Here is a 23447-nt window from a genome sequence, read left to right as displayed (position 1 = left end):
CGCCCGCGGAAGGACGTGCCGGTCCGGGGACCGGCGGTCCCACCCTCCGCTCAGCCGCCGCGCGGGGCGGAGAGGTTCCGCAGCTCGTCGCGCAGGCGCCCCATGCGCTCGTCGAGCTCCGACGCGACGCGCGCGGCGTCCTCGAGCTCGTGCAGCAGCTCGACCGGCACCTCGCGGTCGTACTTGTAGTAGAGCTGGTGCTCGATGCTCGCCCAGAAGTCCATGGCGATCGTGCGCACCTGCAGCTCGACGTACACGTGCTCGGTGCGGTCGGACAGGAACACGGGCAGGCGCACGATGACGTGCAGGGACCGGTAGCCGTTGGGCTTCGGGTGCGCGATGTAGTCCTTGACCTCGACGACCTCGACGTCGGGCTGGCGCGAGAGCATCCGCACCACCCAGTACGCGTCCGAGACGAAGCTCGTCGTGATCCGGACGCCCGCGACGTCGCGGATGTTCTCGCGGATGGCCGGCAGCGTCGGCTCGCAGCCCGTGCGCAGGACCTTCTGCACGAGGGAGTCCATCGACTTCAGCCGCGAGCGCACGTGCTCGATGGGGCTGTGGTCGTGGGTCTGCTCGAACTCCTCGCGGAGGATGTTCACCTTCGTCAGCAGCTCGTCGATGCCGAACTGGTACGTCATGAGGAAGCGCGTGAGCTCGCGCTGGAGCGCGCGGATGCGGCGGGCGAGCTCGTCGGGGTCGGCGCCGGGACGGACGAGCCGGGTGGCCGGCGCGTGCACGAGCTGCGCGAGGACCCGTCCCTGCGCGCCGGTGTCGGCGTCGGGCTCCCGGGACGGGCGCCCGTCCGGGTGCGGGTGGGTGCCGGCCGTCGCGTCCTCGTCCACGACCGGTCGAACGGTCGTGGGGTCGCTGGTGTTCCGACGGCGGCTCAGCCCGCGAGCGCGATCGAGACCGTGACGTCGTCGCCCGCCGCCAGGCCGGACTCCTTGCGCCGGTCGCTGCTGAGCGGCAGGAGCTTCTGCCCGCCGCGCGAACCCACGGTCGTGGTGAAGGTGTACGACCCGACGGTCACGGTGACCTTGGGCCGTCCGCCGCCTCCCAGAGCGGTCATCACCTCGTCGGGCACCGGGATGCCGGTCGTCGTGCCGCCGGTGGCGAGGATGGTCGTCCGGTACTCCATGCGGCGAGTGTGGCGGGGGACCACCCGCTGCGCCAGGGCGCGCGACCGGATGGGCGTCGGTGCCCCGCCGTAGCGTGCGTGCACGTCCCCGCGCCCGCCACCTCCGGAGGCCCTCGTGACCCGCCGCTCCGCCCGTGACCACCTCTCCGCCGCGACCCGGGCGGAGCGCGGCGCCCTGGCGGACGACCTGGCGGCGCTGGACGCTGCGGCCTGGGCGACGCCGTCGCTGTGCGGCCGCTGGACGGTCGAGGACGTCGTCGCGCACCTGACCTCCGCCGCGCACCTGACGCCGCTGCGGTGGCTCGCGAGCATCGTCGGCGCACGGTTCGACGCGGACCTGCACAACGCACGCCGGCTCGCCGAGCACCGCGGGGCGACGCCCGCCGAGACGCTGGCCCGCTTCCGCGCGGCGGTCGACCGCACGACCGCGCCCTCCGGGCACGCCGCCGCGTGGCTCGGGGAGGTCGTGGTGCACGCGCAGGACGTGCGCCGTCCGCTCGGCATCGCGACGACGCCGTCGATCGGGGCGAGCACGGCCGTGGCGGAGTTCTTCGCGCGACGCGACTTCGCGGTGCACAGCGCGTCCGCCGTGCGCGGGCTGCGGCTCGAGGCGACGGACGGGCCGTTCAGGGCCGGCGACGGGCCGGCCGTGCGCGGGACGACGCTCGCGCTCGCCATGGCGATGGCCGGGCGCACCGCCTACCTGGACGACCTCGACGGGCCGGGCGTGGCGACGTTGCGGGAGCGCACCGCACGGTCCTGACGAGCCGGGTCAGTGCCGCCACGGGTCGAGCACCGCCAGGCCCGGCACGTCCGCGAAGTCGGCCACGTTCCGGGTCACGACCGTCATGCCGTGCACGAGCGCCGTCGCGGCGATGAGCCCGTCGCTCTGCGGACGGCGGTCGGGAACCGAGAGGGCGGCCGCGCGCACGGCCACGGCGGTGTCGACGGGGAGGATCCGGTCGGCGAACTCCGTCAGCACCTGGGTCGCGAACCACGCACGCAGGGCGGCCGCCTGCGCCCGGTCTCGTCGCTCCACCGAGCGGATTCCGAGCTCGACCTCGTAGACGGTCATCACCGAGAGGTGCAGCGCCTCGGGGTCCTGTCCGTCGACCCACGCGGCGACCCGGACGTCCGGCGCACGCCGCCGCAGCTCGGACAGGACGTTGGTGTCGAGGACGTAGCTCACAGGTCGACAGGTCGGACGTCGAACGACACCCTGCCCGGCTCGAAGTCGAGGTCCTCCTCCATGCGGAGGGTCTCGGACAGCGGCGGTCGCGCGGCGCGGCGCGTCATGCGCTGGAAGTCGGCGTAGGTCAGCAGGACGTGCGATGGCTGACCGCGGTCCGTGATGACGACCGGGCCGTCCTTCGCGGCTCGCTTCGCGGCAGAGACGTCGTGGTTGAACTGGCGGGACGTCAGGTGCGGCATGGCCGGCCTCCTCGTAGGTACGTACCTACGTTACGCACCTCGAGCCCGGCGAGGAAGGGCCGCGGAGCACGTCCTCAGACGGCACCCACCGCCCGGCACACGTCCTCGCCGTGCGCCGGGGCACCGGTGACGCGGGCGAGGAGCAGCCGCAGGGCGCTGCGGTCCGCCGGGTCGAGGGCGGCCAGGACGGCGTCCTCGGCCGCCGTGACGCGGGCGGCGAGGTCCGCGTGGGCCGCGCGCCCGGCCGCGGTGGGGGCGATCCGCCGCACGCGCCGGTCGGCGGGGTCGGGCTGCCGCTCGACGAGCCCGCAGCCGACGAGCTTGTCGACGAGGTACGTCATGACGGTGCGGTCGATGCCGAGCCGGCCCGCGAGCGCGGCCTGGGTCGGCGGGGCGCCGTCGACGACGGCGGCGAGCACGTGCCACCCGCGCGGGCCGGACGGGACGTCGGCGAGCGCGTGCTCGACGGCCGCGCGCCAGCGGCCGAGCAGCGTGCCGAGCTGCCAGCCGAGGTCGCCGTCGGGTGTGCTCATGCCCTCAGCGTACCGGCGGTGACACAGATCGTCTGCCATGCATACGATCGTGGCCGCAGACGACAGGAGACGCACCGCGATGACCGACTACGGCCACGAGCTCACGTTCGGCACGTTCCTCACCCCGCAGGCCGCCGACCCGCAGGCGCCGGTGGCGCTCGCGGTGCTCACCGAGGAGGTCGGCCTCGACCTCGTGACGTTCCAGGACCACCCGTACCAGCCCGCGTTCCTCGACACGTGGACGCTGCTGACCTGGGTGGCCGCCCGCACCGAGCGGGTCCACCTCGCGGGCAACGTGCACAACCTGCCGCTGCGCCCGCCGGCGGTGCTCGCCAAGGCCGTCGCAAGCCTGGACCTGCTCTCGAACGGGCGTGCCGAGCTCGGACTCGGCGCCGGGGCGTTCTGGGACGCGATCGAGGCGATGGGCGTCCCGCGGCTGACGCCCGGCCAGGGCGTCGAGGCGCTGGGCGAGGCGATCGACGTCATCCGCGGCCTGTGGGACACCTCCGAGCGGCGCCCGCTGCGCGCCGGCGGCGAGCACCACCACGTCAACGGGGCGAAGCGCGGGCCCGCGCCCGTGCACGACGTCGGCATCTGGGTCGGCGCGTACAAGCCGCGCATGCTGCGGCTCGTCGCGGAGAAGGCCGACGGCTGGCTGCCGTCCATGGGCTACCTGCAGCCGGGCGACCTGGTGCGCGGCAACGCGGCGATCGACGAGGCGGCGACGGCCGCGGGCCGCGACCCCCGCGAGATCCGCCGCCTGCTCAACCTGACCGGCCGCTTCTCCCCCGCCTCCGACGGCCTCCTGGTCGGCCCGCCCGAGCAGTGGGTGGACGACCTCGTGCGCCTCGCGCTCGAGGACGGCATCGGCACGTTCGTCCTCGGCACCGACGACCCGGGGACCATCCGGACCTTCGCCGAGCGGGTGGCCCCGGCGGTCCGCGACCAGGTCGCGTCCGCACGCGCGACGGCCGGCACGCAGACGGGCCCTGTGCGCTCGGCCGCCCAGCTGGCGAGGCGGGCGGAGGGCATCGACTACGACGCGGTCCCCGCGGGTCTCGACGCCGTCGAGCCGGGCGACCGGCGGTACGCGTCCGTGCGCTCCACCTACATGCGCCGCGGCGAGCCCGGGCTCGTGCTGCTGCCGCGGACCGTCGAGGAGGTCGTCGACGGGCTCGCGTACGCGCGGCGCCAGCGCGGGCCGCTCGCGGTGCGGTCGGGCGGCCACGGCATCAGCGGCCGGTCGACGAACGACGGCGGCGTCGTGCTGGACGTCGGGCGGCTGGACCAGATCGAGGTGGTCGACGCCGCCACGCGTCGCGTGCGGCTCGGCGCCGGGGCGACGTGGGGTGCGGTCGCCGCCGCGCTCGCGCCGCGCGGCTGGGCGATCTCGTCCGGGGACTACGGCGGCGTGGGCGTCGGCGGCCTCGCGACGACGGGCGGCATCGGCCTGCTCGGGCGGTCGTACGGCCTGACGATCGACCACGTCGTCGCCGCCGAGGTCGTCACCGCCGACGGCGCCGTGCACCGCGTGGACGCCGAGCACGAGCCCGAGCTGTTCTGGGGCCTGCGCGGCGCCGGGGGCAACCTCGGCGTGGTGACGTGGGTCGAGGTCGAGGCCGCGCAGGTGCCGGACGTCGTGTTCGCGCAGATGGTCTTCGACGCGTCCGAGCCCGCCGTGCTGCTGGAGCGCTGGGGCCGGCTCGTGGAGGAGGCGCCGCGGCAGCTCACGAGCTTCCTGCACATGCAGGCGTCGTCACCCGGCCGCGGCCCGATCGCGCAGGCCATGACGGTGTGGGCGGACGACGACGCGCAGGCGGCCGTCGAGGCGCTCGAGCCGATGCTCGGCGTCGCGCCCGTGCTCGACCAGCGTGCGCAGCTGACGCCCTACCCGGGGATCGTCGGGCCCGTCGCCAAGCACCACGACGGGGGCGCACCGCCCGTCTCGCGGTCCGGGCTGCTGACGACCATGACGACCGACGCCGCCGCCGACCTGGGCCGCGTGCTGGAGTCCGGGGAGGCGATGCTGGTCCAGCTGCGCGCGACGGGCGGCGCCGCGAACGACGTCCCGCCCGACGCCACCGCGTACGCGCACCGGCACGCGGCGTTCTCTGCGACCGCCTTCGCCGGCCGCGCCGGGCGCGCGGGGCTCGACGGCGTCTGGGACCGCCTCGCGTACCCGCACATGGACGGCCTGTACCTGTCGTTCGAGACCGACCCGCGCCCCGAGCGCCTGCTCGACGCGTTCCCCCCGGCGACGCTGACCCGGCTGCGCGCCCTCAAGCGCGCGTACGACCCGGACCACGTCTTCGACCAGAACTTCCCGATCGACCCCCGCGTCTGACCGACCGACGCCCCCGGCGAGCGCAACCTGACGCACCGACGCACCGTCGCCGACGTGCGCCAGGTTGCGCTCGTCGCGGGGGCGTGGGGTGTTCCGTCCGGTCACTCCGGGCGCATCGGGTCCTCCGGGTCGGTGCCGGTGTCCCGGGTGACGACGAGCGGGCGCAGCCGCACCCACAGCAGGAAACCGGCGGCGACGACGAGCAGCCCGAGGCCCGTCCACAGGTTCACGTTGGCGCCGTCGGCCTTCGCCAGGTCCTCCTCGGACGTGAAGAACAGCCCGACGACCGTGATGACCAGGCCGTAGATGCCGAGCAGGGCACCGATGATCGTGCGGATGTCGAACGCGCGGACCACCCGCGCCTCGTCCTGAGAGGTCATGTCCGGCTCCTGTCTCAGTGGAAGACGACGTTGAGGCCGACGACGAGCACGAGCGCGATTGCGGCGAGGCGCGTCGGGCGCTGGTACCAGGGCAGCGTGTGCTCGTCGGGGTCGGTCCGCAGCTCCCGCGGCGTCAGGGAGTACACGAGGCCGCGCAGCTCCCCCTCGGGCTTCGGCCGGGTCACCGCGGTGACGGCGACGCTGACGAGGATGTCGACGACGAACGCGGCGCCCGCGGCGGCGAAGCTCGCGCCCTGCCCGGACAGCGGCAGGACCCCGACGCTGAGCGGGCCGAGGGCGTCCTCGCTGAGCACCGCCACGAGGATCGCGGCCAGCGTGCCGCTCGCGAGGCCGGCCCACCCGGCGGTCGCCGTCATGCGCTTCCAGAACATGCCGAGGATGAACGTGGCGAACAGCGGCGCGTTGAAGAAGCCGAACAGCGTCTGCAGGTAGTCCATGAGGTTGCTGTAGCCGGAGGCCAGCAGCGCGGTGAAGATCGCGACGACGGTCGCGGCGAGCGTCGCGACGCGCCCGACGGTCGTGTAGTAGCCGTCCGGCTTGTCCTTGACGACGTACTGCTGCCACAGGTCGTAGCTGAAGACCGTGTTGAACGCGGAGATGTTCGCCGCCATGCCGGCCATGAACGCCGCCAGCAGACCGGCGATCGCGATGCCGAGCATGCCGTTGGGCAGCAGGTCGCGCATGAGCAGCAGCAGGGCGTCGTTGTACTGGATGTCGCCGCCGCCCTGCCCCTCCTTGAGCGCGACGATCTCCGGGGACAGGACGCTCGCGATGATGCCCGGGATGATGATGATGAACGGCACGAACATCTTCGGGAACGCGCCGATCACGGGCGCCCGCCGCGCCGCGGACATCGACTCCGACGCCATCGCGCGCTGCACCTCGACGAAGTTCGTCGTCCAGTAGCCGAACGACAGCACGAAGCCCAGCCCGAAGACGATGCCGATCACCGACAGGACCGGGGAGTCGAAGCCCGTCAGCGCCTGCCCCGGCCACGACGACAGCTCCTCGGTGCCGCCCGGACCGGCCGTGACGCGCTCGACCAGCCCGTCGACGCCGCCGACGCGGTGCAGGCCGACGAGCGTCAGCGGCAGCAGCGCCGCGACGATGACGAAGAACTGCAGCACCTCGTTGTAGATCGCCGCGGACAGGCCGCCGAGCGCGGTGTAGCTGAGCACGACCGCCGCGGCGATGACGAGCGACACCCACAGCGGCCAGCCGAGCAGCACGTTGACGATCGTCGCGAGCAGGTAGAGGTTCACGCCGGCGATGAGCAGCTGCGCGAGCGCGAAGCTCAGCGCGTTCACCAGGTGCGCGCCGGTGCCGAACCGCCGGCGCATGAACTCGGGCACCGAGCGGACCTTGGAGCCGTAGTAGAACGGCATCATCACGATGCCGAGGAAGAGCATCGCGGGGATCGCGCCGATCCAGTAGTAGTGCATGGTCGCCATGCCGATCTCGGCACCGTTGGCGGACATGCCCATGACCTCGACCGCACCGAGGTTGGCGGAGATGAAGGCCAGCCCGGTCACCCACGCGGGCAGCGCGCGCCCGGACAGGAAGAAGTCGAGGCTCGTCGAGACCTGCCGCCGGGCGAGCAGCCCGATGCCGAGCACGAACACGAAGTAGACGGCGACGAGCGCGTAGTCGACCGCGTTCGCGTCGAGGCGGAGGACGTCACTGGCCTGGTCCACGGGTGCTCCCTCGTCGTCGTACGGTCGCCCGGCGGTGGACGGCGACGTCCTCCCGGGGGCGGGGCGACGGACACGCTAGGGCCGGGGGTGCCGGCGCGCGCGCCGAGCGCGGGAGGCGGGGCGTCTCGTGCGCCACACCGGCGACGGCGGCCCTGCTGACCTGGCTCTCGGGCCGCGTCGCGCGCTCTCGAAGCGCTTCACCCGATCGGGCGCACCTTCGATGAGAGGGTTCACATGATTCGGACGATTCGGACATCCTCCTGAGCGGCCCGAACCCTCCGGGCCACGGGTTGCCGCGTCCCGGCGCGGCCCGTCCCCCGATGCTCCTGCGAGGCTCCTGCATGCGTCCCTACCGTCTTCGTCGCGCCCTCGTCGCCGCCCTGGCGCTGGCCACGACCGTCACCGGCGGCGTCGTCACCGCCGCGTCCGCCACCGCCGCCACCGGCTGCACCGACGTCGAGGTCGTCTTCGCCCGCGGCACCGGCGAGCGCGCCGGCCTCGGCGTCGTCGGCACGCCGCTCGTCCGCGCGATCCAGGCCGAGCTGCCCGGCCGCACGGTGTCGTCCTACGCCGTCGACTACGCCGCCAACAGCGCCCAGACGAGCGCAGGCCCCGGCGCCACCGACATGACCCGCCGCGTGGTCGAGCGCGCAGCCGCCTGCCCCGGCACGCGGTTCGTCATCGGCGGGTACTCCCAGGGGGCGACCGTCACCGACATCGCGATCGGCATCCGCACCGGCACGACGCGGGGCGAGTCGATCCCCGCGGACCTCGCCGGCCGGGTCGCCGCCGTCGTCGTGTACGGCAACCCGCTGGGTCTCAGCGGCCGCACGATCGCCGAGGCCAGCCCGACCTACGGCCCGAAGGCCAAGGAGTTCTGCAACAGCGGCGACCCGGTGTGCCAGCGCGGCGGCGGCAGCTTCGCCGCACACCTCACGTACGTCTCGAACGGCACGGTGGGCGAGGGCGCGCGCTTCGCCGCGGCGCTCGTCGGCCGGGCGACCCGACGCCGGCACCGACGACCCCGGCGCCCACGCCGGCGCCCACCACGCCCGGCCAGCCGGCCACGTGCGTCACGGCCAGCACCCGCGAGCACGTCGCGGCGGACCGCGCCGTCCGCGTCGGCCTGCGCACGTACGCCCGCGGCACCCGAGACGCCCTGGGCTACTACTCGAGCCGCACCCAGGTGTCCCTGACCCAGACGGCCGACGGCTGGGACCGCGTCCCCACCTGCTGACCCACGGCACCCGGAAACGTCGGCCCCGGGAGCCGACCTCGTCACTCCGGCGCCGACCTCGTCACCCCTACCGGACGAGGTCGGCCCCGACCGACGAGGGCGGCGTGCCGGCGCCAGGAGCGCGCAGCGGTGACGTGGACAGGACCCATCCGTCGGCTCGGGGTGGCACGGGCGGCGAGTTCGCCAGGCCGGCTCGAGTTCGCCAGGCCGACGTGGCGAACTCGAGCCCGACTGGCGAACTCGGCGGACGAGGTGGGGGCGGCGGCCGTCGCAGGGCGCGCGCGAGGCCCGGACCGTTTAGCGGTCCGGGCCTCGTCGCGTCGTGCGGGTGCGCGTCAGGCCAGGGCGAACCGGCGGGACGCCAGGACCTCCGCGATCTGCACGGCGTTGAGCGCGGCGCCCTTGCGCAGGTTGTCGTTACTGATGAACAGCGCGAGGCCGCGGCCCTCGGGGGCACCCTCGTCCTGGCGGATGCGGCCGACGAACGACGGGTCCTGCCCGGCAGCGACGAGCGGCGTCGGGACGTCAGCGAGCTGCACGCCCGGCGCGGTCGACAGCAGCTCGGTCGCGCGCTCGACGGACAGCGGCCGCTCGAACTCCGCGTTGACCGACAGGGAGTGGCCCGTGAACACCGGGACGCGCACGCACGTGCCGGACACGAGCAGGTCGGGGATGTCGAGGATCTTGCGCGACTCGTGCCGCAGCTTCTGCTCCTCGTCGGTCTCGTGCAGGCCGTCCTCGACGATCGACCCCGCGAGCGGGATGACGTCGAACGCGATCGGCGCGACGTACTTCTCCGGCGACGGGAACGCGACCGCACCGCCGTCGTGCACGAGCGCGAGGGTGTCCTGCTCGACGGCGGCGCGGACCTGGCGGTCCAGCTCCTGCGCACCCGCCAGCCCGGACCCGGACACCGCCTGGTACGTGGAGACGACGAGGCGGCGCAGGCCGGCCTCCTCGTGCAAAACCTTGAGCACCGGCATCGCGGCCATCGTCGTGCAGTTCGGGTTCGCGACGATCCCGATCGGGATCTCGTCCAGGGCGCCCGGGTTCACCTCGGACACCACGAGCGGCACGCGCGGGTCGCGGCGCCAGGCGGAGGAGTTGTCGACGACGATCGCGCCCGCCTCGGCGAACCGCGGGGCGTGCTCCTTCGACGTGGACCCGCCCGCCGAGAACAGCGCGAGGTCGATGCCCGACAGGTCGGCCGTCGCGACGTCCTCGACGACGACGTCCTCGCCGCGCCACGGCAGCGTCGTGCCGGCGGAGCGCGCCGACGCGAAGTAGCGGATCGACGCGACCGGGAAGTCGCGCTCCTCCAGCAGGCGCCGCATGACGGCGCCGACCTGGCCGGTCGCGCCGACGACCGCGACGCGCAGTCCCTGCTCAGCCATGGCTCAGCGCCCCGTCCCGCCGTACACGACGGCCTCGTCCTGCTCGGAGTCCAGCTCGAAGGCGGTGTGCACGGCGCGCACCGCGTCGTCCAGCGAGTCCGCCCGCGTCACCACGGAGATGCGGATCTCGGACGTGGAGATCATCTCGATGTTGATCCCGGCCTCGGACAGCGCCGCGAACAGCCGCGCCGAGACGCCCGGGTGCGACTTCATGCCCGCGCCGATGAGCGAGAGCTTGCCGATCGCGTCGTCGTACTGCAGCGACTGGAAGCCGATGTCGGGCTGGTGCGCCGTGAGCGCCTGCGTCGCCGTCGCACCGTCCGTCGCGGGCAGCGTGAACGAGATGTCCGTGAGCCCGGTCGCGGCGGCCGACACGTTCTGCACGATCATGTCGATGTTCACGCCCGCGCCGGCGACGACCTCGAAGATGCGCGCGGCCTTGCCCGGCACGTCCGGCACCCCGACGACGGTGATCTTGGCCTCGCTGCGGTCGTGCGCGACGCCGGCGATGATCGGCTGCTCCATGGTCGTGTCCTTGCTCGGGTCGGGCTCGTTCGTCACGAGCGTGCCGGTGTGCGTCGAGAACGACGAGCGCACGTGCACGGGCACCTCGTACCGGCGCGCGTACTCCACGCAGCGCAGCATGAGGATCTTGGCGCCGCTGGCTGCCATCTCGAGCATCTCGTCGTAGCTGATCCGGTCGAGCTTGCGGGCGCTGGGCACGATGCGGGGGTCGGCCGTGAACACGCCGTCGACGTCGGTGTAGATCTCGCAGACGTCGGCCTTGAGCGAGGCCGCGAGCGCGACCGCGGTCGTGTCGGAGCCGCCGCGGCCGAGCGTCGTCACGTCGTTCGTCGTGGGGTTGACGCCCTGGAAGCCGGCGACGATCGCCACCTCGCCGCGCGCGATGGTGTCGCGGATCCGGCTGGGGGTCACGTCGATGATACGGGCCTTGCCGTAGACCTCGTCGGTGATGACGCCCGCCTGCTGGCCCGTGAACGACTTCGCCTCGACGCCCAGGTTGTGGATCGCCATCGCGAGCAGCGACATCGAGATGCGCTCGCCGGCGGTGAGCAGGATGTCCATCTCGCGCTGCGGCGGCAGGGGCGTGACCTGCTGCGCGAGGTCGATGAGCTCGTCCGTCGTGTCACCCATCGCCGAGACCACGACGACGACGTCGTGGCCGGCCTTCTTGGCCTCCGTGACCCGCTTCGCGACGCGCTTGATGCTGGTGGCGTCGGCGACGGACGAGCCGCCGTACTTCTGCACGATGAGGGCCACTGTCGGAACGCTTCCCGTCAGGTCGGTCGGGGGACCCCGCGAGTGTAGGTCGGGACCAGGATGCGGACGGTGCCGATTTCGCATCGCGGACTGTGACGTCGGCGCAGGTGAAGCGTTCCGGTCCCTACCGGCGACCGGCGCCGCGGGCGCACGCTCGCGGGGTCGAGTGCGACGACGCCCCGCCCCCGGGCTGCCGTCGTGATGCCGCGCCGCACCGCCGGCGCCCGCCCGGGGAGAACCATGACCACCACCCACCTCGCCGCGCGCACCCGCGCGGTCCTCGCCGCCCTGGCCGCGGCGGTGCTCGTCGCCGTCGGGCTGACGACCGCGGCCCTGCACGGCAGCGCGATGGGCCTGTCGCCCGCGCGGTGCAGCGCCACCTTCACGACGCAGAGCTGGTCCGGCGGTTTCGTCACCCAGGTCCGGGTGACCACGGCGAGCGCGCTGACCGGCGGGTGGGTCGTCGACTGGATGGACGTCGTGCCCGGGACACGGCCGACCCACGCCTGGAACGCGACCGTGACCGCCACCCCGCAGCAGGGCACCGAGTACTCCGGAGCGGCGTACTCGGCGCGCTACCTCGCCTGGAACGGGTCGGTGCCCGCGGGCGGCGCTCTCGAGTTCGGGTTCCAGGGCACGGCGACGAGCACGCCGCGGGAGCCGATGAACGTGCGGCTCAACGGCGAGCTGTGCACGGGCTACCCGATCGCGCCCGAGGGCTGGGGCGGCCCGCCGACGACGCCGACGCCGACGCCGACCCGGACCTGGAACCCGACGCCCACACCCACGCCCACACCCACGCCGACGCCGACGAGCACGCCCACGCCCACCCCGACCCCGACCCCGACCGCGCCCACGCTGCCGCCGGCGCCGGCGCCGACGCCGACCCTGACCACGCCGCCCTCGCCGACCCCGCAGCCGACGCCCACCCGCGACCCCGGGGCCTGCACGGGCTCCTTCTGCGACGGCTTCGAGACGCAGACGTCCAGCACCCCGTCGGCCCCGTGGACCGTCGTCCACCCCGACTGCTCCGGCACGGGCCGCGCGAGCATCGACTCCTCCGTCGTCCGCACCGGCAGCCGCTCGCTGCGGGTCGACGGCGCCGTCGGCTACTGCAACCACGTGTTCGTGCAGGCGCAGGCCGGCGCGCAGCCCGCGGGCGCCACCCCCTCGCCCACGACCTACCTGCGCTTCTGGGTGCGGCACACGACCGCCCTGCCGACGTCGCACGTGACGTTCCTGGCCATGCGGGACGCCAACGACGGCGGGAAGGACCTGCGCATGGGCGGCCAGAACGGCGCGCTGCAGTGGAACCGCTCGTCCGACGACGCGACCCTGCCCGAGCAGAGCCCGGCGGGCGTCGCCCTGTCCCGGCCGCTGCCGACGCAGCAGTGGCACTGCGTCGAGGCGCTCGTCGACTCCGCCTCCGGGCGCCTGACCACCTGGCTCGACGGCACGGAGGTGCCGGGGCTCGTCGCCGACGGCACACCCACGCACGACGTCGACCGGCAGTGGTACGCCAAGCAGTGGGCGCCGCGGCTGACCGACCTCAAGCTCGGCTGGGAGAGCTACGGCGACGGCGCGGACACCCTGTGGTTCGACGACGTCGTCACCGGGACGCAGCGCACGGGCTGCTGACCTCGCACGTCCCGCCGGGCGGCCGCGTCCAGGACCGCGGCCGCCCGGCGGGGCCGGCGGCCGCCGGGCGCCGCGCCCCCGGTCGCAGCGGGGGCGCCGGGATGTCCGCCCACAGGAGGACCCGCCGCCGCGGAGGCACGCCCTACCGTTCGCGGCATGGCCGACTCCCCCGCCCCCGACCTGCCGCCCGGCGGCACCGGAACAGCCGTGGCGACCGCGCCCGGCATCGACGTCCGCGGCCTGCGCCGCGCCTTCGGCACCGTGCAGGCCCTCGACGGCGTGGACCTGGTCGCGCGCGCCGGCGCGGTCACGGCGCTCGTCGGGCCCAACGGCTCGGGCAAGACCACCCTGCTGCTCGTGCTGGCCGGGCTGCTCGTCCCCGACGCGGGCGAGGTCCGGGTCGCCGGTGTCGACCCGGTGACGCAGTCGCGCGCCGCCCGTGCCCGCACCGGGTGGATGCCCGACGCGTTCGGCACGTGGGACTCCCTCACGGCTCGTGAAGTGCTCACGACGTTCGCCGACGCGTACCGGGTCGCACCGGCGGCGATCCCGGGCCGCGTCGAGGACCTGCTCGCCACCGTGCACCTGTCCGAGTACGCGGACCGGCCCGCGGCCGTCCTGTCCCGCGGGCAGAAGCAGCGCCTCGGCCTGGCCCGCGCGCTCGTGCACGACCCGCAGGTGCTGCTGCTGGACGAGCCGGCGAGCGGCCTCGACCCGCGCTCCCGCGTCGAGCTGCGCGTGCTGCTGCGCCGCCTCGCGGACGAGGGCCGCACGGTCCTCGTCTCCAGCCACGTGCTGTCCGAGCTCGAGGAGATGGCCGACGACGCCGTCTTCCTCTCCCGCGGCCGCACGGTCGCCGGGCACCTGGGCGACGACGCCGCCGCGGCCCGCCGGACGTGGCGGCTGCGGGCGCTGGACCGCGCGGCGCTGGTCGCGTGGCTCGACGCGTCGGGCGTCGTGTGGCGCGCCGACGCCGACGCCGCCGACGGGGCGGTGCTGCTCGACGTCGAGGGCGACGCGGGCGCGGCCGCCCTGGTGCGCGACGCGGTGACCGCCGGCGTGCCGGTCGTCTCCCTCGCGCCCGCCGGCGGCGCGCTCGAGCAGGCGTACCTGGCGCTCGACGAGGAACGGCGGTGACCGGCATGGGCGGGCGGACGGAGGACGTGGTGACGGTGGACGGGTCGACACGGACGGACGCGGGCTCCACGGGAGTGGACGAGGCACGCGGCGTGACGTGGCACGGCGTGCGGACGGTCGCGGCGCTCGAGCTGCGCCAGCGGGTGCGCTCGTCGCGGTGGAAGACGGCGCTCGTCGTGTGGGTCGTCGCGGTCGGCGCGATCACGCTGCTGTCGTCGGGGGCGCTCGCCGCGCTGAGCCGGACCGAGAGCGACCCGCCGTCCCGCGGGCCGCTGCTGTTCGCGATCGTGACGGTGCTGGTCCTCGGGCTCGGCCTGCTCGTGACGCCGACGCTCACCTCGACGGCCGTCAACGGGGACCGCGCCGCTGGCACCCTCGCGACGCTCCAGGTGACGCTCCTGTCCCCCGCGGAGATCGCGCTCGGCAAGCTGCTGGCCGCCTGGTCCGCCGCGCTCGCGTTCCTCGTCGCCAGCGTGCCGTTCCTCGGCGTCGCCCTCGCGCTCGGTGACGTGCCGGTCGCGGCGCTGCCGCGCGTGGTCGTCGTCGTCGCGCTGCTGCTCGTGGCGGTCTGCGGGATCGGCCTGGGCTGGTCGACGGTGGCCGCGCGCCCGGCCGGGTCGACGGTGCTGACGTTCCTCACGGTCGCGGGGCTCGCGGTCTTCACGCCCGTGTTCTTCGGGATCGCGTTCCCCGCCGTGACGCAGACGGAGACGGTGACGGTCCACGGCATCTCGCCCGAGCAGTGGCAGGACCTCGACGGCCTGGAGCTCGAGAACGGCGCACCGGCGAACGCGACGTGCGAGACCTACACCGAGGAGCGCGAGGTCACGCACACCGAGCGCACGTGGTGGCTGCTCGCGCTGAACCCGTTCGTCGTGGTCGCGGACGCCGCCGGCACGTCCCCCGGCGCCGGGATGGACGCCGCGGCCAACCGGTTCGACCCGCTGGGCACGGTCAGCGAGGGTGTGCGCTTCCTGCGGGCCGGCCCGCCGGACGTGCAGGAGGAGTGCTGGATCGAGGACGGCTCCGCCGTCGAGCTCCCCACCGCCGGCGCGGTCTGGCCGTACGGCCTCGCCGCGAACCTGCTGCTCGGCGTCGTCGGGTTCGTCGTCGCGGTCCGGCGCCTGCGCATCCCGCAGCGCACGCTCCCCCGCGGCACGCGGGTCGCCTGACCGTCCGCCCGGACGGCACGACGGCCGCGCCCCTCACCGGACCGGGGGGCGCGGCCGTCGTCGTCAGGGCTGCAGCGCGTCGTACTCCGCCTCGGCGGCGACGTCGTCGTCCACGTCCAGACGGACGTGGGCGAGGATCGTCTGCAGCGCGCGCAGCGTGCTCGCCGCGCGCTCGCCCCAGTCGGACAGGTAGCTGAACTGCCACCACCACAGCGCCTCGAGGACGTGCCCGCGGTCGTGGTGGGCGAGGCCCTGCGTGAGCGCGCCGACGATCGCGACGAGGTCGCCCGAGATCGTGGACTCCTCGATCTCGGGGCCGAGGATGGGGTCGATGACCTCGACGTACTCGTCGATGCCGTCGAACAGGTTCGCGAGGTTCGCGCGCAGCGGCTCGAGGTCGGCGTCGGGGCCGACGTCCGGCTCGAAGCGGGACGGCGGCACGACGTCGGTCGTCGCGCCGAGCCGCGCACCCGCGGCGAGCAGGTCGGAGACCGCGAGCAGCAGCAGCGGCATCGACGCCTCCGGGGCGGAGCCGGCGGCCACCTCCGTGACGGTCGCCAGGAAGCTGCGCGACTCGTTCGCGACCGCCTCGCCGATCTCGCGCAGGTCGGCCGCCGCCAGGGGCCGCTCGTCGTCGGCCCGCCCGGCCGCGGCACGCACGTCGTCGCTCATGTCCTCCCCCTCCCGTCGTCGCCGCGGGTCCGCGGCGTCACGCGCTGAGCCGTCGCCGGCCCTCGAACGCCCGGCCGAGCGTCACCTCGTCCGCGTACTCCAGGTCGCCGCCGACGGGCAGGCCCGACGCGAGGCGGCTCACCGTCAGGCCCATGGGCACGAGCAGGCGGGCCAGGTAGGTGGCCGTCGCCTCGCCCTCGACGTTCGGGTCGGTGGCGAGGATGACCTCGGTGACGGTGCCGTCGGCCAGCCGGGTCATGAGCTGCGCGATGCGCAGGTCGTCGGGGCCGACGCCCGCGATCGGGTTGATGGCCCCGCCGAGCACGTGGTACCGGCCGCGGAACTCGCGGGTCCGCTCGATCGCCACGACGTCCTTGGGCTCCTCGACCACGCAGATCAACGCGGGCGACCGGCGCGGGTCGCGGCAGATGCGGCACTGCGGCTCCTGCGCGACGTTGCCGCACACCTCGCAGAACTGCACGCGCGCCTTCACCTCGGTCAGGGCGTCCGCGAGGCGCCGCACGTCCGCGGGGTCCGCCGCCAGGATGTGGAACGCGATGCGCTGGGCGCTCTTGGGGCCGACGCCGGGCAGCCGCCCGAGCTCGTCGACCAGGTCCTGGATCGCGCCCTCGTACACCCCGCCAGCCTAGGCGCTCGCGAGCCCGTCGAGCCCTCCGGTGGCGGGCGCGAGGGCGGCGAGCGCGTCGAGGACCCGGTCGAGGCCGAAGTGCCAGGCGTGATCGGGGCTGTAGGCGGCGCCCAGCTCCGCCCCGGCCGCCGCGCCCACGCGCTGCGCGAGAGGGTGCGCGTCGCCCAGGTAGGCCGCCAGCCGCGGCCCCCACACGTCCCACGACGCCGCCATCGCGGCCCCGTGCGGGTCGGGCCGGCGGGCCCGCGCGGCGCCCCGGACGAAGTCCAGGACGAACGTCAGCGCGGCGTCGCGGTCGACGTCGCCCAGGGCGAGGGCGTCGAGGGCGGCCAGCTCGTGGTCGTACTTCGCGATCGTCCCGGGGCCCAGGGCCGTGCGCTGGTCGGTGACGTCGAGCAGCCAGGCGTGGTCGGTGAGGAGTGCGAGGTTGGCGTCGGCGACGGCCCGGACGGACGCCCGCCAGTCCGCCTCCGCGTGCGGGGGCCGCGGCATCGCGGCGTGGGCGGCGTCGGCCATGAGGACGAGCAGGTCGTCGCGGCTGCCGACGTGCGTGTACAGCGCCATGGCGGAGATGCCGAGGTCGGCCGCGAGCCGGCGCACGGTGACCGCGTCGAGCCCCTCGGCGTCGGCGAGCGCGACGGCCGCGTCCACCGCCTCGGTCGTGGTGACGCGGGCGCGGGGACCGCGGGAGCCGCCCCGGGGGGCGTCCGGGTGGTCGCGCCAGAGCAGGTCGATCAGGTCGCGCGCCATCTCACCCCCGGGAGCGGGAACATCTGCGGGAGCAGAACGTTGTACAACGTACGTAGTTCATCGACCTCGGGAGGTCCCGTGCGTACCAGTGCCATGGCCGTGTCCCTCAACGTCCCGGACGTGGAGGCGTCCGCCCGCTTCGCCACCGAGCACCTCGGCTTCGTCCGCGGGATGTCCGCCGACGGGTTCGTCGCGATCGAGCACCCCGACGCGCACGCGCACATCGCGCTGCTGCGGACCGGGTTGTCGTCGTTCCGCCCCGCGTCCCACGCCGGGCCGGCGGGGCAGGGGCTGCTGCTCGCGTTCGTGGTCGACGACCTCGACGCCGAGTTCGAGCGCATCCGGGCCGCCGGTGCGCAGGTGGTCACCCCGCCCGAGACCGAGCCCTGGGGCGAGCGGTACTGCCAGTTCGTCGACCCCAACGGGATCGTCTGGCAGCTCGTCCAGTGGGTGTGACCGGCTGAGCGTCCGGCGGCCGGCCCGGTGCGCGGCCGGGCGCCGGACCGCGTCACAGTCCTTCGCCCTCGACCTGCTCGTCGATGACGCGACCGCCCAGCACCTGCATGACCAGCGGCGCGCCGACGAGCCCGGAGGACGCGATCGTCGGGTCGTCCGGGCTGGGCTCGTCCGGCTCCGCGGCGCGGAACTGGCTCTGCGCGGCGCGGGCGGCGGCCATGCCGCGCTCGCGTGCCGACGGCGGCGCGGCGGCCGAGGGTGTCGCGGCCGGGGGTGTCGCGGGCGCCGGTGCCGCGGGCACGGGTGCGCCCGGGCCGGCGGCGGGACGGGCAGGGGCGTCGGCCGCGGGGCGCCCCGGTGCGGCCGGGGGCCGGCGCCCGGCGTCGTCCGGCGGCGTCGCCCAGGGGTCCTCCGGCTCCTCGCCGGGCGGGATGTCGTCGTCGGGCGCGCCCACCGGGGCGGCGGCGTCCCCGGCGGCGGCCCCTGCGTCGGGTGCGCCTGCGGACGGTGCGGCCGGGCCTGCGGACCGTGTGCCGACAGCGTCCCGAGCGCCGGGCCGCTGCGGCGCGTCGCCGCGTCCCGCACCGGCCGGCGGTCGCGCGCCGGCCCCGCCGGAGGGGTCCGCCGGGGGCGCCTGCGGCGCGGGGGCGGGCGACGCCGGCAGGTCCCAGGAGGCCGCGGCCCGCTCGCGGGAGATGACGGCGGGCACGTCCGGCACGGCCGGCGAGGCGGCCGCCGCGGGCTGGGCGGGCGCCGCGCCCGGCTCGTGCAGCACGGCCTCGACCCGCACGCCCACGCCGAGCGTCTCGTGCAGCGCCCGCGCCACGACGTCACCGTGCGCGCTGTTGCGGAACGTCGTCACGAGCCCGGGCTGCAGGAAGCCCAGCCGGAGCGTCGTCGCATCGAGCTCCAGCACCTGGGCGTGCTGGTTCACCAGGGCCCACGAGGGCAGCCGCAGGCGGCGCAGCGTCGTCAGCACGTCGGGCCAGCGGCGCCGCAGCATCTCGGTGTCGGCGGCGACCGCGGCCGCCCCGGGGACGGGCGCCGCCGGCTGGGCCGCAGGTGCGGGCTGGGCCGCGGGTGCAGGCTCGGCCGGCGGGACGGGGTCGGCCGACGGGACGGGTGCGGGCTCAGCCGCCGGGACGGGTGCCGGCTCGGCCGACGGGACCGGCTGCGCCGCCGCGGCGGGCGCGCGCACAGGCGGCTCGGCGTCCGCGGGCGCCGGGCGCTCGGGCGAGGCCGGCGTCGGACGCTCGGTGGCGGCCGGCGCCGGGCGGTCGGCCGCGGGCGTCGGCCGATCCTCCGTGGCGTGCGGCGCCGGCCGCTCCGCGGTGGCGGGCGTCAGCCGCTCCTCCGCCGCCGGCGCCACGAGTCGCTGCGCCACCGGCGCCACGGGTCGCTCCGCCGTCGGCGCCTGCCGCTGCTCCGCGTCGTCGTCCCGCCCGACGGGGACCGTCGCGCGGCCCGGGGCCACGTCGACCGGCGCCGTCGGCGCGGCCACGGGCTCCGCGCGCACCGGTGCCGGGGCGCTCGCCAGCGGCGCGGCACCGCCCGCCGGCAGCCCGCGCTCGAGCCGGTCGAGCCGCGCACCGAGCCCGGCGCGCGAGTCGTCCGCCGCGGGCAGCAGCAGGCGGGCCATGAGCAGCTCGAGGTGCAGGCGCGGGGACGTCGCGCCGACCATCTCGGTCAGCGCGGTGTTCGCGAGGTCCGCGGACCGCGAGAGCTCGGACATGCCGAGGTGCGCGGCCTGCGTGCGCATCCGCTCCAGCTGGTCCGGCGGCAGGTCGCGCAGCACGGCGCCCGCGGCGTCGCCGGACGCGGCGATGACGATGAGGTCACGCAGCCGCTCGAGCAGGTCCTCCACGAACCGGCGCGGCTCGTGGCCGGTCGCGACGACGCGCTCGACCACCCGGAACGCCGAGGCGCCGTCGCGCGCGGCGATCGCCTCGACCAGGTCGTCCAGCAGCGAGGAGTGGGTGTAGCCGAGCAGCGCGACCGCGCTCTCGTACTCCAGGCCCTCGTCGCCGGCGCCCGCGATGAGCTGGTCGAGCACCGACAGCGTGTCGCGCGCCGACCCACCGCCCGCGCGCACGACGAGCGACAGCACGCCGGCGCCGACGCGGATGCCCTCGTTCGCGCACAGCTCCTCGAGGTACGGCACGAGCACGTCCGGCGGGATGAGCCGGAACGGGTAGTGGTGCGTGCGCGAGCGGATCGTGCCGATGACCTTGTCCGGCTCCGTCGTCGCGAACACGAACTTCACGTGCGGCGGCGGCTCCTCGACGATCTTCAGCAGCGCGTTGAAGCCCTGCGGCGAGACCATGTGCGCCTCGTCGAGGATGAAGATCTTGTACCGGTCGCGCGCGGGCGCGAACGTCGCGCGCTCCCGCAGCTCACGGGCGTCGTCGACACCGCCGTGGCTGGCCGCGTCGATCTCGACGACGTCGAGGCTGCCGGGGCCGCCGCGGGCGAGCTCGACGCACGACGGGCACACGCCGCACGGGGTGTCGGTGGGGCCCTGCGCGCAGTTGAGGCAGCGCGCGAGGATGCGCGCGCTCGTCGTCTTGCCGCACCCGCGCGGACCGGAGAACAGGTACGCGTGGTTGGTCTGGCCCGAGCGCAGCGCCTGCCGCAGCGGCGCGGTGACGTGGTCCTGCCCGATGACCTCGGCGAAGGACTCGGGCCGGTAGCGCCGGTACAGGGCTGTCGTCACGCGCCGACCCTACGCGGCGCCACCCACAGGGCGACAAGCGCCGACGTCAGGGGTGTGGACCGGCACCGGCGCGCCCTCCACGCGCCGGTGCCGGTCGGGCCGCGCCCCGTCAGTCGGCGCGGACCACGGTGTCGGCGAGCACGCGCCGCAGCAGCGGGCGGGCCGACTCGGTGGCGCCCAGGACGAGCGCCGTGCCGACGGTCAGGCTCCCCAGGAGCAGGAGCAGCCCCTGCGGTGCGGTGACCGCGGCGTACCCGAACAGCGGGAAGAACATCACCAGCGCGGCCACGGCCGAGCCGACGGAGACGTAGAGGACGGGCACGAGCACCTCGCGGCGGCGCACCTCGTCGAACAGCTCGGCGGGGACGCCCGCGAGGGTGGCGAGGGCGTACTCGCGCCGCCGGTCCAGCACCTGCGCGGCCTGCGCGATGCCCGCGGACGCGGCAGCCAGGAGGAACGCGATGCCGAGCGTGAGCAGCGCCCCGGTGAGGATGTCCGACATCTGCATCACCATGTCCGGGTCGTTGCCGACGCCGGTGGCCATCACCGGCACGACGGCGAGGCACCCGGCGACGAACGACGCGAGCCCCAGCCCCCCGACGACGCGCCACACCGCGCGCGGGTCGTCGAGCAGGCGCCGCGCGGCGAGCAGCTGCGCGGGGGTCTTGGCGTGCTTGAGCTGGATGCGGCCGATCCGCCCGACCACCCAGGGTCCGACCGCGTTCATCGTCGCGAAGGCCACGAGCAGCCCGCCGAGCAGGAACGCGACGAGCGCCGCCCCGAGCGCGCCGCCCAGCGCGGACAGCGCCATGAAGACCCCGAGCCCGACGAGCGCGACGAGCAGGCGGACCGCCTTCAGCCCGGGACGCTGCACGCGCTGGGCCACGCCGAGCGGCGAGACGACGACGCGGCGCAGCGACACCATGCCGCTGACCACCGCGACGAGCGGCACCGCGAGCCACGCGAGCAGCAGCACGGGTACGCCGACCCACAGCTCGCCGACGGTGAACGGCTCCCCCTGGAACGGCACCTGCGACCACACGAGCAGCAGCAGCCCGTACAGCGCGGACCCCGCGACGGCCCCGACGAGCCCCTGCAGCGCCGTCTCGACGACGGTCAGTCCCAGCACCTCGCGCGGCGTCGCACCGAGCAGGCGCAGGTTCGCCAGCCGGGCGTCGCGGCGCGCGACGCCGAGGCGGGCGGCGGCGCCGGCGAGCGTCACGACGGGGACGATCAGCAGGATCAGGGCGGCCGTGGCGAGCGTGACGTAGAACGAGCCGTACTCGCGCTGGTACGCGTCGGCGGGGTGGGCGGCACGCTCGACGAAGCCGAGCAGGCCGCCGACGACGCTCAGCGCGAGCGCGGTCGACACCGCGAACGCGGTCACCGCGAGCAGCGTCGTCGTACGCCCGTCGTGGCCGGCGGCGCGCTGCAGGCGCGGCGCGAGCGCGAGGACCGGGTTCATCGTCCGACCGCCGCGGCGCGGATCGCCTCGAGCTCGCCCTCGCGGGGACCGACGCCCGCGCCCGTCGTCGTGCCCGCCGGCACGACCCGGCCGTCGAGCATGTCGATGCGGGCGTCGCACCAGGCCGCCACCTGCGCGTCGTGGGTGACGACGACCAGCGACGCCCCGACGGCGCGGGTCGACTCGACGAGCACCCGCATGACGTCGTGGCCGGTGCTCTGGTCGAGCGAGCCGGTGGGCTCGTCGGCGAAGACGACGGCGGGGCGCGTGATGAGCGCCCGGGCGACCGCGACGCGCTGCGCCTGACCCCCGGAGAGCTCACCGGGCCGCCGCCCCTCCGTGCCCGCGAGGCCGAGCGCCGCGAGCCACTGCTGCGCGGCCGTCTCCGCCTCGACCCGGGACGCCCCCGTGAGCATCGCCGGCAGCGCCACGTTCTCGAGTGCCGACAGCTCCGACAGCAGCTGCCCGAACTGGAACACGAACCCGTACCGGCTGCGCCGCAGCAGCGACCGCTCCTTCTCCGACAGCCCCTGGATCTCGCGGCCCTGCAGCGCGACGACGCCCGCGTCGGGGGTGTGGATGCCCGCGAGGCAGTGCAGGAGCGTCGACTTGCCGGACCCGGACGGGCCCATGACCGCGAGGGACCCGCCGTCGGGGATCGCGACGTCCACGCCCGCGAGCGCCGTGGTGTCCCCGAAGCGCTTGACGAGGCCGCGGGCCGCCAGGCGCGGCACGTCGGACGTCCAGGCGGACGTGCCCGGGCCGGTGCCCGGCAGCGCGCCGGGAGCCGGCGGCGTGGCGGCGGGCGGGGTGGGAGGGGGCGTCGCAGGGGCCATACGACGATCCTGCGCCGCGTCCCCGGGGCGCGTCGTGGGTCCGAGGTCTCGACGGCCGGGCCGGTTCGTCCGACCGGGGGCGGACCCGGGGGTGGACGCGGGGACGACGGCGCCGCGGTCGCCCTGCACCCGCACGGCGACGGTCGGTGCCCGGACATGCGAGGACCCCCCGCACACCCGCCAGAGCTCGCCTGCCCTTGCTGCCTTCCGGCCCTGGGGGGGTTCAGCGAGATGACGCCGCACGAGGGGTCTGACCACAGCCTAACGCAGACGCGGCGAACGACGGACCGCCCCCAGCTCCACCGCCTGCGCCGCAGGGCGCGTCGGTCGGGGTGGCCGCAGTCCGGCCGCGGGCGGCGGGACGCGGGACGAGGCGCGCGCCGGCCCGGGGTGCCGGCAGGTCCGCCGCAGGCGTACGCCCGGTGTGCGTACACGGGGCGTACGCGCGCGGGAAGGGTGCCGGACCCCCGGGCGCCGTGGCCAGGCCGGGCCCGCGGGCGCGG

22 protein-coding genes and 1 other RNA gene are annotated in these 23447 nt (G+C 75.5%); 7 read left to right on the top strand and 16 right to left on the bottom strand.

The features are described from left to right. Window positions 1-50: 50 nt before the first annotated feature. Window positions 51-845: a GTP pyrophosphokinase gene (locus tag FB586_RS20365; RefSeq protein ID WP_246036402.1), complete on the bottom strand. Its 795-nt coding sequence runs from the start codon at window positions 843-845 to the stop codon at window positions 51-53. A 44-nt stretch (window positions 846-889) separates the two neighbouring features. After that, window positions 890-1141 (bottom strand): DUF1905 domain-containing protein, encoded by a 252-nt coding sequence (locus tag FB586_RS03785; protein WP_136517952.1) that lies wholly within the window; start codon window positions 1139-1141, stop codon window positions 890-892. A gap of 115 nt (window positions 1142-1256) precedes the next feature. Here FB586_RS03785 and FB586_RS03780 point away from each other — a divergent pair, with 115 nt between their 5' ends. After that, window positions 1257-1904, top strand: coding sequence for a maleylpyruvate isomerase family mycothiol-dependent enzyme (locus tag FB586_RS03780; RefSeq protein WP_136517951.1), 648 nt, complete (start codon window positions 1257-1259; stop codon window positions 1902-1904). A gap of 9 nt (window positions 1905-1913) precedes the next feature. On the opposite strand, the gene FB586_RS03775 is transcribed toward FB586_RS03780, so the two are convergent. The 3 genes from FB586_RS03775 to FB586_RS03765 form a co-directional block, all read right to left on the bottom strand. Continuing rightward, a complete protein-coding gene (locus FB586_RS03775) occupies window positions 1914-2330 on the bottom strand; it encodes a type II toxin-antitoxin system VapC family toxin (RefSeq protein WP_136517950.1) in 417 nt (138 codons plus the stop codon). After that, window positions 2327-2572: a type II toxin-antitoxin system prevent-host-death family antitoxin gene (locus FB586_RS03770; protein ID WP_136517949.1), complete on the bottom strand. Its 246-nt coding sequence runs from the start codon at window positions 2570-2572 to the stop codon at window positions 2327-2329. The genes FB586_RS03775 and FB586_RS03770 overlap by 4 nt, the downstream gene beginning before the upstream one ends. 74 nt (window positions 2573-2646) lie before the next feature. Further along, on the bottom strand, window positions 2647-3105 hold the full coding sequence (locus FB586_RS03765; RefSeq protein ID WP_136517948.1) for a MarR family winged helix-turn-helix transcriptional regulator: 459 nt from the start codon (window positions 3103-3105) through the stop codon (window positions 2647-2649). 79 nt (window positions 3106-3184) lie between these two features. On the opposite strand from FB586_RS03765, the gene FB586_RS03760 reads away from it, so the two are divergent. Continuing rightward, window positions 3185-5449, top strand: coding sequence for an LLM class flavin-dependent oxidoreductase (locus FB586_RS03760; RefSeq protein ID WP_136517947.1), 2265 nt, complete (start codon window positions 3185-3187; stop codon window positions 5447-5449). A 101-nt stretch (window positions 5450-5550) separates the two neighbouring features. Here FB586_RS03760 and FB586_RS03755 read toward each other — a convergent pair whose 3' ends face one another. After that, on the bottom strand, window positions 5551-5829 hold the full coding sequence (locus FB586_RS03755) for a hypothetical protein (RefSeq protein ID WP_136517946.1): 279 nt from the start codon (window positions 5827-5829) through the stop codon (window positions 5551-5553). Between the two features lie 14 nt (window positions 5830-5843). Beyond that, window positions 5844-7544 carry a sodium:solute symporter family protein gene (locus tag FB586_RS03750; protein ID WP_136517945.1) on the bottom strand — a complete coding sequence of 567 codons (1701 nt, stop codon included), beginning with the start codon at window positions 7542-7544 and terminating at the stop codon, window positions 5844-5846. Window positions 7545-7885: 341 nt separating this feature from the next. Between FB586_RS03750 and FB586_RS03745 the strand changes: the two genes are divergently transcribed. Further along, the gene (locus tag FB586_RS03745) at window positions 7886-8740 is read left to right on the top strand and encodes a cutinase family protein (RefSeq protein WP_136517944.1); all 855 of its coding nucleotides are present in this window, start codon (window positions 7886-7888) and stop codon (window positions 8738-8740) included. A gap of 376 nt (window positions 8741-9116) precedes the next feature. Here the strand turns inward: FB586_RS03745 and FB586_RS03740 are convergent, their stop codons facing one another. Next, complete coding sequence (locus tag FB586_RS03740; protein WP_136517943.1) at window positions 9117-10175, bottom strand: aspartate-semialdehyde dehydrogenase; 1059 nt, start codon at window positions 10173-10175, stop codon at window positions 9117-9119. A 3-nt stretch (window positions 10176-10178) separates the two neighbouring features. Further along, window positions 10179-11456: an aspartate kinase gene (locus FB586_RS03735; RefSeq protein WP_136517942.1), complete on the bottom strand. Its 1278-nt coding sequence runs from the start codon at window positions 11454-11456 to the stop codon at window positions 10179-10181. 240 nt (window positions 11457-11696) lie between these two features. Here FB586_RS03735 and FB586_RS03730 point away from each other — a divergent pair, with 240 nt between their 5' ends. The 3 genes from FB586_RS03730 to FB586_RS03720 all read left to right on the top strand — a co-directional run bounded on the left by FB586_RS03730 (window position 11697) and on the right by FB586_RS03720 (window position 15403). Further along, complete coding sequence (locus FB586_RS03730; protein ID WP_136517941.1) at window positions 11697-13094, top strand: cellulose binding domain-containing protein; 1398 nt, start codon at window positions 11697-11699, stop codon at window positions 13092-13094. Between the two features lie 156 nt (window positions 13095-13250). Beyond that, complete coding sequence (locus FB586_RS03725; protein ID WP_136517940.1) at window positions 13251-14231, top strand: ABC transporter ATP-binding protein; 981 nt, start codon at window positions 13251-13253, stop codon at window positions 14229-14231. Between the two features lie 5 nt (window positions 14232-14236). Beyond that, complete coding sequence (locus FB586_RS03720; protein WP_246036400.1) at window positions 14237-15403, top strand: ABC transporter permease; 1167 nt, start codon at window positions 14237-14239, stop codon at window positions 15401-15403. A gap of 63 nt (window positions 15404-15466) precedes the next feature. Here the strand turns inward: FB586_RS03720 and FB586_RS03715 are convergent, their stop codons facing one another. From FB586_RS03715 to FB586_RS03705, 3 genes are read right to left on the bottom strand one after another with little or no spacing between them, the layout of a single operon-like run. Further along, window positions 15467-16075: a DUF5063 domain-containing protein gene (locus tag FB586_RS03715; RefSeq protein ID WP_136517939.1), complete on the bottom strand. Its 609-nt coding sequence runs from the start codon at window positions 16073-16075 to the stop codon at window positions 15467-15469. A gap of 37 nt (window positions 16076-16112) precedes the next feature. After that, window positions 16113-16712, bottom strand: a complete 600-nt coding sequence (gene recR / locus FB586_RS03710) for a recombination mediator RecR (protein WP_136517938.1) — start codon at window positions 16710-16712, stop codon at window positions 16113-16115. Between the two features lie 9 nt (window positions 16713-16721). Next, window positions 16722-17474, bottom strand: a complete 753-nt coding sequence (locus tag FB586_RS03705) for a TetR/AcrR family transcriptional regulator (RefSeq protein ID WP_136517937.1) — start codon at window positions 17472-17474, stop codon at window positions 16722-16724. A 78-nt stretch (window positions 17475-17552) separates the two neighbouring features. Here FB586_RS03705 and FB586_RS03700 point away from each other — a divergent pair, with 78 nt between their 5' ends. Further along, entirely contained in the window at window positions 17553-17930 is a 378-nt protein-coding gene (locus FB586_RS03700) for a VOC family protein (protein WP_136517936.1), read from the top strand. 52 nt (window positions 17931-17982) lie between these two features. On the opposite strand, the gene FB586_RS03695 is transcribed toward FB586_RS03700, so the two are convergent. From FB586_RS03695 to ffs, 4 genes are all read right to left on the bottom strand, one after another. After that, window positions 17983-20643, bottom strand: coding sequence for a DNA polymerase III subunit gamma and tau (locus tag FB586_RS03695; RefSeq protein WP_136517935.1), 2661 nt, complete (start codon window positions 20641-20643; stop codon window positions 17983-17985). 109 nt (window positions 20644-20752) lie between these two features. Next, window positions 20753-22108 carry an ABC transporter permease family protein gene (locus FB586_RS03690; RefSeq protein WP_136517934.1) on the bottom strand — a complete coding sequence of 452 codons (1356 nt, stop codon included), beginning with the start codon at window positions 22106-22108 and terminating at the stop codon, window positions 20753-20755. Next, window positions 22105-22944, bottom strand: a complete 840-nt coding sequence (locus FB586_RS03685) for an ABC transporter ATP-binding protein (protein ID WP_136517933.1) — start codon at window positions 22942-22944, stop codon at window positions 22105-22107. The genes FB586_RS03690 and FB586_RS03685 overlap by 4 nt, the downstream gene beginning before the upstream one ends. A 157-nt stretch (window positions 22945-23101) precedes the next feature. Next, window positions 23102-23198: signal recognition particle sRNA small type (ffs, locus tag FB586_RS03680), an RNA gene on the bottom strand. Window positions 23199-23447: the final 249 nt, after the last annotated feature.

Source organism: Cellulomonas telluris (assembly GCF_004886325.1).
GTDB lineage: Bacteria > Actinomycetota > Actinomycetes > Actinomycetales > Cellulomonadaceae > Cellulomonas > Cellulomonas telluris.
Note: the sequence above shows the minus strand (reverse complement) of the source record. Positions and strands in the feature narration are given on the sequence as shown.

Excerpts from the sequence above, each read along its gene's own strand:
- FB586_RS03765 (WP_136517948.1), bottom strand. The coding sequence starts at position 3,105 with ATGAGCACACCCGACGGCGACCTCGGCTGGCAGCTCGGCACGCTGCTC.
- FB586_RS03785 (WP_136517952.1), bottom strand. The coding sequence starts at position 1,141 with ATGGAGTACCGGACGACCATCCTCGCCACCGGCGGCACGACGACCGGC.
- FB586_RS03690 (WP_136517934.1), bottom strand. The coding sequence starts at position 22,108 with ATGAACCCGGTCCTCGCGCTCGCGCCGCGCCTGCAGCGCGCCGCCGGC.
- FB586_RS03740 (WP_136517943.1), bottom strand. The coding sequence starts at position 10,175 with ATGGCTGAGCAGGGACTGCGCGTCGCGGTCGTCGGCGCGACCGGCCAG.
- FB586_RS03685 (WP_136517933.1), bottom strand. The coding sequence starts at position 22,944 with ATGGCCCCTGCGACGCCCCCTCCCACCCCGCCCGCCGCCACGCCGCCG.
- FB586_RS03760 (WP_136517947.1), top strand. The coding sequence starts at position 3,185 with ATGACCGACTACGGCCACGAGCTCACGTTCGGCACGTTCCTCACCCCG.
- FB586_RS03755 (WP_136517946.1), bottom strand. The coding sequence starts at position 5,829 with ATGACCTCTCAGGACGAGGCGCGGGTGGTCCGCGCGTTCGACATCCGC.
- FB586_RS03770 (WP_136517949.1), bottom strand. The coding sequence starts at position 2,572 with ATGCCGCACCTGACGTCCCGCCAGTTCAACCACGACGTCTCTGCCGCG.
- FB586_RS03705 (WP_136517937.1), bottom strand. The coding sequence starts at position 17,474 with ATGGCGCGCGACCTGATCGACCTGCTCTGGCGCGACCACCCGGACGCC.
- FB586_RS03745 (WP_136517944.1), top strand. The coding sequence starts at position 7,886 with ATGCGTCCCTACCGTCTTCGTCGCGCCCTCGTCGCCGCCCTGGCGCTG.
- FB586_RS03730 (WP_136517941.1), top strand. The coding sequence starts at position 11,697 with ATGACCACCACCCACCTCGCCGCGCGCACCCGCGCGGTCCTCGCCGCC.
- FB586_RS03725 (WP_136517940.1), top strand. The coding sequence starts at position 13,251 with ATGGCCGACTCCCCCGCCCCCGACCTGCCGCCCGGCGGCACCGGAACA.
- FB586_RS03715 (WP_136517939.1), bottom strand. The coding sequence starts at position 16,075 with ATGAGCGACGACGTGCGTGCCGCGGCCGGGCGGGCCGACGACGAGCGG.
- FB586_RS03720 (WP_246036400.1), top strand. The coding sequence starts at position 14,237 with ATGGGCGGGCGGACGGAGGACGTGGTGACGGTGGACGGGTCGACACGG.